This is a genomic window from Thermodesulfatator indicus DSM 15286, assembly GCF_000217795.1.
GTDB classification, from domain to species: domain Bacteria; phylum Desulfobacterota; class Thermodesulfobacteria; order Thermodesulfobacteriales; family Thermodesulfatatoraceae; genus Thermodesulfatator; species Thermodesulfatator indicus.
The window spans coordinates 230,185-242,124 of record NC_015681.1; the positions used below are offsets into that span (position 1 = coordinate 230,185).

At 45.1% G+C, this 11,940-nt stretch carries 8 protein-coding genes and 1 CRISPR repeat array (1 of these 9 only partly in view); all 8 genes read left to right on the forward strand.

Annotation, left to right across the window (positions count from 1 at the left end; all coding sequences use genetic code 11):
• Positions 1-239 precede the first annotated feature (239 nt).
• The 8 genes from THEIN_RS01140 to cas2 all read left to right on the forward strand — a co-directional run bounded on the left by THEIN_RS01140 (position 240) and on the right by cas2 (position 8,022).
• A complete protein-coding gene (locus THEIN_RS01140; RefSeq protein WP_013906858.1) occupies positions 240-1,691 on the forward strand; it encodes a hypothetical protein in 1,452 nt (483 codons plus the stop codon).
• 1 nt (position 1,692) lies between these two features.
• Complete coding sequence (gene cas7i, locus THEIN_RS01145; protein WP_013906859.1) at positions 1,693-2,643, forward strand: type I-B CRISPR-associated protein Cas7/Cst2/DevR; 951 nt, start codon at positions 1,693-1,695, stop codon at positions 2,641-2,643.
• Positions 2,631-3,356, forward strand: coding sequence for a CRISPR-associated protein Cas5 (cas5, locus tag THEIN_RS01150; RefSeq protein ID WP_013906860.1), 726 nt, complete (start codon positions 2,631-2,633; stop codon positions 3,354-3,356). The genes cas7i and cas5 overlap by 13 nt, the downstream gene beginning before the upstream one ends.
• Entirely contained in the window at positions 3,341-5,521 is a 2,181-nt protein-coding gene (locus THEIN_RS01155) for a CRISPR-associated helicase/endonuclease Cas3 (protein WP_013906861.1), read from the forward strand. Before cas5 ends, THEIN_RS01155 begins: the two co-directional genes overlap by 16 nt.
• A gap of 96 nt (positions 5,522-5,617) precedes the next feature.
• Positions 5,618-5,851 carry an AbrB/MazE/SpoVT family DNA-binding domain-containing protein gene (locus THEIN_RS01160; RefSeq protein ID WP_013906862.1) on the forward strand — a complete coding sequence of 78 codons (234 nt, stop codon included), beginning with the start codon at positions 5,618-5,620 and terminating at the stop codon, positions 5,849-5,851.
• Positions 5,851-6,348, forward strand: a complete 498-nt coding sequence (gene cas4 / locus THEIN_RS01165; RefSeq protein WP_013906863.1) for a CRISPR-associated protein Cas4 — start codon at positions 5,851-5,853, stop codon at positions 6,346-6,348. Before THEIN_RS01160 ends, cas4 begins: the two co-directional genes overlap by 1 nt.
• A 415-nt stretch (positions 6,349-6,763) precedes the next feature.
• Complete coding sequence (cas1b, locus tag THEIN_RS01170) at positions 6,764-7,756, forward strand: type I-B CRISPR-associated endonuclease Cas1b (protein WP_013906864.1); 993 nt, start codon at positions 6,764-6,766, stop codon at positions 7,754-7,756.
• Positions 7,756-8,022, forward strand: coding sequence for a CRISPR-associated endonuclease Cas2 (cas2, locus tag THEIN_RS01175; protein ID WP_013906865.1), 267 nt, complete (start codon positions 7,756-7,758; stop codon positions 8,020-8,022). Before cas1b ends, cas2 begins: the two co-directional genes overlap by 1 nt.
• A 133-nt stretch (positions 8,023-8,155) precedes the next feature.
• Positions 8,156-11,940: direct repeats of the CRISPR family, unit length 30 nt; unit sequence GTTCACAGCCTAACTAAAAGGAATGGAAAC; it runs 58 nt beyond the window's last position.

Genomic DNA, 11,940 nt, shown 5'->3' on the forward strand with positions numbered 1-11,940 from the left:
CATTGCGAGCCACGAAGTGGCAAAGCAATCTCCCTGCTATCTGGTAGAGACTACCTCGTCGGCACTACATTTTTCCTCGTAAGACATGCGGGGTCACTTCGTCGGTACTTTGTGATAGTGCTATGTCGTGTAAAAAAACTCGGCTTAATAGTAGCTTCAGGAATCCCAATTTAAATTTTTTTATTGACTTACCGATAAGGAAAATATAGTAAGTCCTCAAAGGGATGGAGTAATTTTAAATGGCCTCAGTAAAAATAAGCCTTTCTCGTCAGAGGGGTAATTTCTGGATTGATAACGGCCTGGTCGTGCTCTATCGCCTCTTTGGTGAGGGGGAATTTGAGCACGAACAACTGCTTGAAGCCATTGTAGAAAAACTCGTGCAAGAGACCGAAAACGAAGGAGAATATGTCGATACAGAAACTGGTGCCATCAAAAAATACCCCAAAAAGAACTGGCTTTATCCGGCTAATCTGTTTATAAAGGCTACTCCCAAAGCCTCAAAAACAAAAATAGATGGCAAAACTTACTTCACTAGTCCACCGACCTACGACCTCAAGCTCTCTTTTAGCCGCAAAAAAGAGAGTTGCGATCTGTGTGGGGAAACAGCCCCGCTTACCAAGGCCAAAATGTGGAACTATCCCTTTGTGGTAGAGCCCGGAAAGTTTGCCAATTTTTACCCGGGGCTGAAACGTGAACTCAAAATTTGCCCGACCTGTGCTGTAGCTGGCCTTGCCGCCTATCTTGGCTGGCTCTGGTGCGCTCAGGGGCGTGAGGCCCTGCACATCTTTTGTTTTCAAGGTGATCTCAAAGATCTTGAACGTTTGCAAAGAGAAATCTTCGATCACCTACGCTTGGGAAATAAAAAAAGAAATACTCCTTTGGCCTTTTACGGTCCTTATCTTCATGAAACAACGCTAGGTCTTCTTTTAAGGCTTTTTTCCTATGTAAGGCGAAACTCAGAAGAGGCAGAAAAGCTTAGTGATGAAGCCCTGGAACTGCTCACCAAGCTTTTTGGAGCTTCGGAAAACCCCCTCTCTCGTCCTTTAGTGCTTTATGTAGTTACCGGAAAACCTGGAAAAGCTTTTGATATGCAAGCCTTTAAGGAATTCAGCCACCTGGCCACCCTTTATCGCCTTTATGAGGCTTTCGTTGAAAGCCTTCCCTCGGAACGTCCTCAAGAAATACTGGAAGGTGTCTTCAGACAGTTTCAAAAAAAAGAGGGGCGCGGCTACAACACCATCTGGCGCGAAAAGATCGCCGCTGCGGTCTTGGAGTTTGGTGATCCTCTACCCTTTATAGAAGATTTTCTTTACGAAGGCTCTGAAAAAAGGCCCCTGGTTTTCAAGACTCTTGAGGTCTTTGAGGTCTATCTCAAGGAGGTTCTTAACATGGACGCACAATTACTAAAGGTAATTCGAGGTTTTGGGTATACCCTGGGCTCTCATGCCCAAAAAGAAAACGAAATGGGGCTGCTGTATGCCTTGCGAAACGCCAAAAATCTAGATGAATTTTTCCGAGTCTTAAACGACGTGCAATATCGTCTTGGTTTGACCGTACCTGAAGACATGCTTGCTGTAGAATCCGGAGAGCTCATAAAAGGTAGCCCCTGGAGACGGGTCAAAACATTGCTTTCGATATACGCCATGAATGCCTTTTTAAGAGGCCAAACCGAAACATCTAAGGAGGACTAAAATGAGCAAGGCTATAAGCCTGGGATATCTCTTCAAAGTCTCGGCAGGCAATGTAAACGCATCTCACACCGAAGGAAACGTTATGGTCACCAAAAAGGTAACTCTTCCCGATGGAAGCACCCTCCCTTATATCTCTGGCCAGGCCATAAGGCGCATGTTGAGGGATCGCCTTGAAGACCTGGGCTGGGCCCTTTCCGAACCCTTCTGTAAGGTCTCCGGCCAGGAAGTAACCCCGCCGGTAAGGCCCTGGGACTTCATTGACGAAGACCTCTTCGGTTATCTTGACCCTTCTGGAGGGAAGCGGCGTACCTCTCCGGTGCGGGTCTCAGCGGCGATAGGACTTTTTCCTTTCCAGGGAGACCGCGACTTAGGAACTCGCTCGTTCGAAAAATTCGGCCAGGCCATGAGCGAAGGCGGCAATATGTTTGAAACCGAGCTCTACGCCAATCTCTTTCGGGGAGCGATATTGATAGAACTCGACCGAGTGGGAAGCTTTACCACTCTCGAAATAAATACTGAGAGGATTCCCGAAAATTTAATCAAAGAAGAAAATCTATTCTCACTTCATCCAACGGAAAAAAGAAATAGGCTCCAAACCCTACTCGAAGCTCTGAGCTTACTTTGGGGCGGTGGCCGTACAGCCAGAATGCTGGCTGATCTTTCGCCACGCTTCCTGGCATACGCGCGTCTTTCAGTAAAACACCCGGTTTTTCTCGAAAACATAGAGGTTGAATTTCAAAATGGAAAATACCGTCTTATGCTAGCCCCGCTAAAAAATGCCATGGAAAAATTTCAGGATCGGATGGAAAAAGCCATCTTCGGTCTTGAACCTGGCTTCTTTGTCAATGAAGAGGAAATACGCGACAACCTTTCAGCCTATGGTGACGTGGTAAGTCTCTCTGAAGCTATTGGTAAAGCTAAAAAAGACGTAGAGGAGCTATGGAAGGATTAGCTGTTACCGTAAGCGCTCCGGTGGCCTCTTTTCGGAGGCCACTTGATATAAATTTTCAGCGCACCCTGCTTCTGCCCCCGCCGACGACCTGCCTGGGAATCGCCGGGGCAGCCCTGGGGCTTTCTGAAGGCGAATTATGGCGGCGAGGGAGCCCTCTTTCCGATCTAAAGGTCTCTGTACTTCTTGAACCCTCTCCGGTGACTGGTGGAGACCCGGCGGTGACCCGCGATCTTTTGAAAGTATTAAAAATCAAAAATAAAAAGATTTCCGCCGAACGTTCCCCCTATTTTCGAGAGCTTCTCTTCTTCTCGCGTTATACCTTGCTATTTGCCGGAAAGGATGAGCTTCTTGACCGTCTCCGCAAGGCCTTTGCTGATCCGGCTTATCCCCTTTCCCTCGGACGGGAGGACGAACTCGCCAGGATTGAAGCCATAGAGGAGGCCGTATTTTCTCCCGGAGAACCTCTTCTTTTCGGGACCATGGTGCCAGGAGATCTTCGCGAGCTGGAGGTAAAAGTAAAGCTCGCCCCAGGTCTGCGTGTAGAACCACCGAGTGTCGAGGTCCTTCCCGCGGGCTTTGAGGTGGTCAAGGGAGTAAGACACCCTGTAGGGCGTAAACCCTTCACCATCATCCCTTTGAAGTGCCGGCTGGAGTTTCCGAAACTGGAGACTTTATCCTTCCGTGGGCGCAACTTTGTATGGCTGAACTCTTAGCCAAACCGGATAAAACCCTCCGGGAACACCTTGAAAAAGTAGCAGAACTTGCCCGGGAATTGGCTCTCCGGCTGGGTTTAAGAGAAGACTTGCTCAAGAGGAGCATTCTTGCGGCTCTATTTCATGATCTCGGCAAGGCTACAAGAGATTTTCAGCGCTACATGCAGCTCTTGAAAGAGGGATGCGAAAAAGAGGCCCGGCATCTAAAGCCTAAAGTATTTCCTCACGCTCTAGCCTCTCTAAATTTTGTCTTCCTTGTTGAGGCCGAAATTTTTGGAGAGCCTTTCCTGGCCACCGGGGCGGTGCTGAGTCACCACTCTCCTCTTTCAGGAGATCTTTACCATACCTGGGAAGGGAAGCCGGTCTTCGAGAAAGGCTTAGAGGAGCTCATCACCCACCTGTTGGAGGCATGGAAGACGGTTTTGGGTGATATCCCGGGGCCAAATAACTTTGACACTATACGTAAGATTCCGCCTCTTGTCCTTCTTGAAAGAGCTCACGAAAGAGATGGCCGTAAGGTGAGTCTTCGGGGGCTTATCAAAGAGGCCCCGCGGTGGGATTTCGCCCGGGTAAAAGCCGTGCTCCATCTTGCCGATTGGCTGGAATCTTCAGGAAAACAGAGTGTTGACGAGATTTTCCTCAAAGACGCCAGAAAGGCAGTAAAAGATCATTTTTCTCGGCGTAAACTTACACCTTACGAATTTCAGCGAAGAGCCGAAGAGTCTTCTCAAAATGGCCTGGCTCTCAGGGCACCTACAGGTTCTGGAAAAACAGAGGCCCTTCTGCTTTGGGCCGGAGGTGCCGAGCGCATTCTTTATCTTCTCCCCACCCAGGCCACGGTAAACGCCATGTTTCAGAGGCTGAAGGATATTTACGGGGCCAAGAAAGTGGGGATTGCTCACGGCCACGCCTCTTACATATTGCATCAGGAAAATGAAGAAGACTTTCTCTGGGAGAGGCTTTCCTCCTCAGTCTTTGCCAAACCGGTTACCGTAGCCACGCTGGATCAATTCCTCCTGGCCGGCCTTCAGGGAAGGCACTGGGAGGAAAGGCTTACACTAGCAGCTTCGGCGAATATCATATTTGACGAAATTCATTCTTACGAACCCTATACCTTGGGGCTCCTTGCGGAGGCACTTTCCGATTTCCCGGCCCAATCTCTCGCCTTTGCTAGTGCCACTTTGCCAAAGGCGCTACTTGAAATCTTTTCACCAGAAAACCTTCTTGAGGCGGAAGAGGAATTCTTTTCTCGAAAACGACATCGTCTGTCCCTTAGGCCTTTTCCCCTCAAAGAGGCCCTTCCTGAAATCATTGCTCTTGCTCAAGATGATCACCGAATTTTGGTAATTTTGAATACTGTTCGAGAAGCCCAAGAAATCTATCGGGAATTGCGTCAAAACTACTCCGACCAGGTCTACCTCTTTCATTCTCGTTTTGTGTTCAGGGACCGCCTGGAAAAAGAAAGACTGGTGCAGGAGCAAAGGCCGGGCACCATCCTTGTGGCCACACAGGTGGTAGAGGTAAGCCTTGATATTTCGTACGATGTGCTCTTTACGGAACTTGCCCCGCTTGATGCCCTTGTCCAGCGTCTGGGGCGGGTAAACCGCCGGGGAGAAAGACCTCTTGCAGAAGTGAAGATCTTTACCCAAGTGGGAGAAGGCAGCCAGCGTGTTTATCCAGAAGGTGTCCTCAAAAATAGTCTTTCCCTTTTGAAAGATCTCCCCAAAAATCCTGCGGAGAGGGAATGGGTAGAGGCCGTAAGCCTGCTATACGAAGAGATTGTTCGGGAAGATTCGTTTCAGAGGGATTTTGATCTCGGGCGCAGGACTTTGCAAGAGGTTCGAGAAATACTCGGTTGCTATACTATTGATCTTGCTGACGAGGAGCTACGGGCGCGCTTTGCTACCCGGAAGGGTACTCCCTCGGTGGAAGTATTGCCGGAAACCTTGCTTGAGGAGGCTCAAGCCTTCAAAGCTCAAGGGGAAGCCTGGCGCCTGGTAGAACTGCTGGTCCCGGTTCCCATCTGGTGGCTTCATGCCTTCAAAGGTTGGTTCTATCCTTCAGAAGATCTCGGATGTTTTGTAACCCGCCTTCCCTACAGCATCGAAGAGGGCCTTCTACCACCGAAAAAGGACGAGACGCCTGAAGAGTATGAATTCTGGTGATTCTTAAAAGTGGTTGTCTTTCGAGTTTTTCTTACTCAAATTTAAAGGTAAGACATGAGTCAGAAGGTAAATCGAATTTAATATGGAGGCTCTAAAATGCTCGTTACCGTTACTTCCAAGGGGCAGATAGTCATTCCTGCCCCGGTGCGGAAAAAATTGAACATCCAGAAAGGGGCTAAATTTGTCGTTTCCGTGGAAGAAGACAAAATAATACTAGAACCGGTGGAGAATGTTATCCGAAAAGGAAAGGGGCTGTTAAAAGACGGCGGCGGAGAAATTCTAAAATATCTCTTAGAGGAAAGAAAAAGAGAGGCTGAACGTTTTACATAATGCCCAACCTGGCGCATCTCAACGGTACCATTTTCTATGCCTATCAGGTATGCCCGCGGGAGGCGTGGTTTTACTACCATCGTCTAAATCCCTCCCAGGAACACGACCTCCTTTTGCTTGGCCGGCTTGTACACGAGGGTTCGTACCAGCGGGCGCGGAAGGAAATTTTCGTAGACCGGCTGCTCAAGATCGACCTCTTTCGCGATGAAATGATCGCCGAGGTCAAGAAATCTTCCCGCCACAAAGAGGCCGCAAAACTTCAGCTCGCTTTCTACCTCTACTACCTGAAACACGAAAAGGGGCTTATACTTTCAGGCTTATTGCTCTTCCCAAAAGAACGAAAAACAGAAAAGGTTGAGCTTAAGCCAGAGCTTGAGGCTGAGATTGAAAAGCTCCTCCAAGAAATGCTCCCAGTCCTTACAGCCGAAAAACCACCCCCACCGGTAAAGTCAAAATTCTGCCGGACTTGTTCTTTTCAGGAAATGTGCTGGGGGTAATTCATCTATAACTACGGCCAAAAGCGAAGAGGCAGTATCAATCTCTATCTTCTTAAAGTTCTTATCGCGTCAAAGGTTGCCTCCCTAGACAAGGTTTGCGATAAGCGAAAAGGCAAAAGGAGGTTTATTTCCTCCTTTTTTGTTGCTCGCTTAAATTTATCAAAAAAGCCGGCTGTCAGAATAAGATTTTTTGAAGGCCTTAAGCCCGCGCGTATCAGCAAGTTTTATTTGGGTTTTAAACTTGACCTCAAGTGCTAGCTGATAAATGAATAGTTAAAAACCTTAGGTCAAAAAATATCTATTTTGGACTTTAGGTCAAATTTAGAGCATATATTTTGAACTTAAATTGGGGACAGGCAAATATGCCTGCCACTTTTGTGGTAACTTTGGTTAACTTGGGTTAAAAAAATAAGTTATGAAGCGTTCTCTTTATATTTTCAACCCTGGCCATATTAAACGAGAAGGGAATACCTTGGTTTTCATAAGCCGGGACGGAAAAAAGGCTCTGCCGATTGAAACCATAGATAGCCTATACGTCTTTGCCGAGGTAACTTTCAATAAAAAACTTTTAGAATTTCTGAGTCAGAAAAAAATTCCGGTCCATTTCTTCAACTACTTTGAGTATTACGTGGGCTCGTATTACCCGAGGGAATACATGAATTCCGGCCTGATTACCTTACGTCAGGCGGAGTATTACCTTAACCGAGAGTGGCGCCTTGGTCTGGCCCGGGCCTTTGTTTATGGTGCTCTGGCCAATATGCTCTTCAACTTACGCACTTATTCTTCAAGAGGAAAAGAGCTTGCCAGCCGCATTGCCGATCTTGAAAAAATTATAGCGAGATTAAACGAAGCACAAAATTCAGCGGAACTTATGGCTTTGGAGGGCCAGGCCCGCCAGAGTTATTATCAGGCTTTTGATGTAATTTTAGCTAACCCGGATTTTTCTTTTGAGGTAAGGACGCGCAGGCCACCTGCCAATCGCCTGAATGCTTTGATTTCCTTTGGCAACTCGCTTATTTATGTAACGGCTCTTTCGGAGATCTACCGCACCCATCTTGACCCCCGGATTGGCTATCTCCACGAAACTAACCAGCGTTCTTTTACCTTGAACCTGGATCTAGCCGAAATTTTTAAACCTTTAATTGTTGACCGCGTAATCTTTAGCCTAATCAACCGCAGTGAAATTAAGCCCGAAGATTTTACCGAGGAAATGGACGGTATTTATCTCAAAGATAAAGGAACTAAGAAATTCCTTGAAGCTTATGAGAAGCGTCTTTCAGAAACTATTATGCACAAGGGCCTTGGGCGCAAAGTTTCTTATCGGCGGCTCATCAGGCTTGAATGTTACAAACTTTATCGCCATTTTCTGGGAGATGAACTTTATAAGCCCTATGTGAGGACGCGCTGATGTTCGTAATTTTGGTTTACGATGCCGGCGAAAAGAGAGTGCAGAAGTTTCATAAGGCCTGTAAAAAATTTCTCCACTGGGTGCAGCTTTCCGTATTTGAGGGAGAATTAAGCAAGGCCCAGCTTGAACAGCTAAAATTTGAGCTAAAAGCCCTCATGAAACCTGAAGAAGACTCGGTGATTATTTATACTTTCCGCACCCGGCACTACTTTTCGCGAGAGGTAATGGGTAAAAAGAAAGGAGACCCTGACAGCATTTTCGTTTAGCCTCTCCAGCCGCCGGACGGCCGAGTATTTTTGCACTACTAGGGGTTAAGCGGCTAAAACGCAACTTTCGGAAGAATTGACTTTTCCTGAAACCCTTGGTATTTAAGTCTAAAATGCTCTTTGAACTGATTGGGTTCACAGCCTAACTAAAAGGAATGGAAACCTAACTCTACTTTCTTTTTCCCCTGCTGTTTTGTAGGTTCACAGCCTAACTAAAAGGAATGGAAACTTATTTTGTAACTTTTCTTGTATCTCATCCCAACCAGTTCACAGCCTAACTAAAAGGAATGGAAACAAAATCCTTGATAAATTCCTGCTGCTATTCTTCTTAGGTTCACAGCCTAACTAAAAGGAATGGAAACAACAATTAAAAAATTCTCCTGCTCTTTCCCCTCCAGCGTTCACAGCCTAACTAAAAGGAATGGAAACGAAGGTTATAGAGCTTTGATTTCTTTAGTTAAACAGGGTTCACAGCCTAACTAAAAGGAATGGAAACTTAGATTTAAAAATTAAGGTAGCAGTTAAAGAAGGAGTTCACAGCCTAACTAAAAGGAATGGAAACTGGGCAACAAATATTTATAAAATCACGCCCCACATTGTTCACAGCCTAACTAAAAGGAATGGAAACATAGAATACAGCTAAGAAGAATAGCAGCAGGAATTTGTTCACAGCCTAACTAAAAGGAATGGAAACGGGCTTTAAGAGAAGACTTTGGAAAAGTGGTTGGAGGTTCACAGCCTAACTAAAAGGAATGGAAACAAGTCTCAAATATTTAATGCAGTTAGCACAGTATTTGGTTCACAGCCTAACTAAAAGGAATGGAAACTTCCCTTAGAGGGACAGGTTATGTGGTAATAAAATCCTGTTCACAGCCTAACTAAAAGGAATGGAAACCTAACAAAATCTCTCCACTTTCTCATAAAAACCTCCGTTCACAGCCTAACTAAAAGGAATGGAAACATAGACATAAGTGCGTGGGGGACATACCCATTTGCGTGTTCACAGCCTAACTAAAAGGAATGGAAACGACTGATGGAACATACGGCCTCCATTCAAGCTCTCCCGTTCACAGCCTAACTAAAAGGAATGGAAACGGGGGTGTGGGTGAGGAAAATAGAAAAAAGAGTACTGGTTCACAGCCTAACTAAAAGGAATGGAAACCAAGAACTTATACTTTTTAGGAAAATGTTTCTTAGCAGTTCACAGCCTAACTAAAAGGAATGGAAACTCATTATTGAGGCTGACACAGCACGATGCGAAAGCCCGTTCACAGCCTAACTAAAAGGAATGGAAACTCTTCCTGCTTTTTGGTTTTTGGATATTTTTGGTTACCGTTCACAGCCTAACTAAAAGGAATGGAAACCGATTTCCGCGGCTCTAATACTCCATGGCGGAGCATGTTCACAGCCTAACTAAAAGGAATGGAAACGGTAGCGTTCAAGGGCTGTTGCGTCAAAGCCTTGCTCGTTCACAGCCTAACTAAAAGGAATGGAAACGTGCGTAACGCCTGAACATTTACCCTGGCATCTGCACAGTTCACAGCCTAACTAAAAGGAATGGAAACTTGATATTATTAGTGAAAATCCTTACTCATTGACTCGTTCACAGCCTAACTAAAAGGAATGGAAACATATCCAATAGTTATTATTCCTATGACTTCATCTCACGTTCACAGCCTAACTAAAAGGAATGGAAACATGGCAAAATAACGGGCCGCCCTTTCTGCAGCCAGAGTGTTCACAGCCTAACTAAAAGGAATGGAAACTTACCTAACCTCTATAAATTTTAGCTTGAACGAAGTAGTTCACAGCCTAACTAAAAGGAATGGAAACATTAAACTAATTTGGTTAGCAAGAAAACACACCACAGTTCACAGCCTAACTAAAAGGAATGGAAACTAATCATATTCAGATAAGGCCTCTAACAAAGGAACTAGTTCACAGCCTAACTAAAAGGAATGGAAACTTTGGTGGCCGTCATACCCTCCGACTATTTTCACTTTGTTCACAGCCTAACTAAAAGGAATGGAAACTAAAATGTTTTATCCCCTGCCTAATAGTTCCCTTGAGTTCACAGCCTAACTAAAAGGAATGGAAACAAGCTAAACTTCGGGACTTGTGAAATAGTCATATCGAGTTCACAGCCTAACTAAAAGGAATGGAAACTTTCTTCTATGCTCCGCATTATTTATCCTCCAATAAAGTTCACAGCCTAACTAAAAGGAATGGAAACTCGCCACCAGCCCGGATAATACGGGCATTCTTCTAGCGTTCACAGCCTAACTAAAAGGAATGGAAACTCGCCACCAGCCCGGATAATACGGGCATTCTTCTAGCGTTCACAGCCTAACTAAAAGGAATGGAAACTTTTGCCATCGGTCAGGTGCCGGTGGCCGTCCAGGTAGTTCACAGCCTAACTAAAAGGAATGGAAACTAAACTCTGCTTTGGTTAACCCTAGGCCCGCCTTTACGTTCACAGCCTAACTAAAAGGAATGGAAACTTACCAGACTTTTGGTTAATATTATTAAGCTCGTTCTGTTCACAGCCTAACTAAAAGGAATGGAAACAAAGATTGAGCATCAACAGCGTTAATAATAATGTTGTGTTCACAGCCTAACTAAAAGGAATGGAAACCTTTATTGGTAAAATTATCAATTGTAGAGGAATTGAGTTCACAGCCTAACTAAAAGGAATGGAAACGAAGGACAATGCAAATAATACTAACCGAGAAACCAAGGTTCACAGCCTAACTAAAAGGAATGGAAACCTAAACCTTCTGCACTTCTTTGAATTAAAGCCACTGGGTTCACAGCCTAACTAAAAGGAATGGAAACGATATGGTAATGGAGAAATGAAAACAACAGCGTATTTGTTCACAGCCTAACTAAAAGGAATGGAAACAGCATTTTGGTGAGGAATTTGAGCGTTATATGGGAGTGTTCACAGCCTAACTAAAAGGAATGGAAACTTTTATTATTCATTTCCCCCTTTTTCTATGTATTCTTGTTCACAGCCTAACTAAAAGGAATGGAAACTTTTATTATTCATTTCCCCCTTTTTCTATGTATTCTTGTTCACAGCCTAACTAAAAGGAATGGAAACTAATCCCACCGGAGTGGTTCCGGTTCAGCAATGCATAGTTCACAGCCTAACTAAAAGGAATGGAAACGCGAAACGTCTGGCTTCAAGAGGGGACAACCTGATTCGGTTCACAGCCTAACTAAAAGGAATGGAAACTCGGCACCCACGAGGCAGGAATCTGGCGAAGAGTCGGGTTCACAGCCTAACTAAAAGGAATGGAAACAGCATTTTGGTGAGGAATTTGAGCGTTATATGGGAGTGTTCACAGCCTAACTAAAAGGAATGGAAACAAAAGCTTGAGGTAAAACTGGAAGAAGTCTTCCCTCAGGTTCACAGCCTAACTAAAAGGAATGGAAACAGTACTAACTAACTACTTTCTTAATACTTAACTAATAGTTCACAGCCTAACTAAAAGGAATGGAAACACCTCATTTCCGAGAGCCTTAGCAATGGCACTTTTACCGTTCACAGCCTAACTAAAAGGAATGGAAACACCTCATTTCCGAGAGCCTTAGCAATGGCACTTTTACCGTTCACAGCCTAACTAAAAGGAATGGAAACGGTAAAATTTCTTTGTTACGCATATTCACAATCCTCGTTCACAGCCTAACTAAAAGGAATGGAAACCTGGATCGGCCTATCGATGTAATTTTTGGTGCCTTAGTGTTCACAGCCTAACTAAAAGGAATGGAAACTCGTCCATGAGGGCTGGCACGACCGAAACGCTTCGAGGTTCACAGCCTAACTAAAAGGAATGGAAACTTTGAACGAGCTCATGCGGAGGTTCAAAGGGAAGGAGTTCACAGCCTAACTAAAAGGAATGGAAACTTTGAACG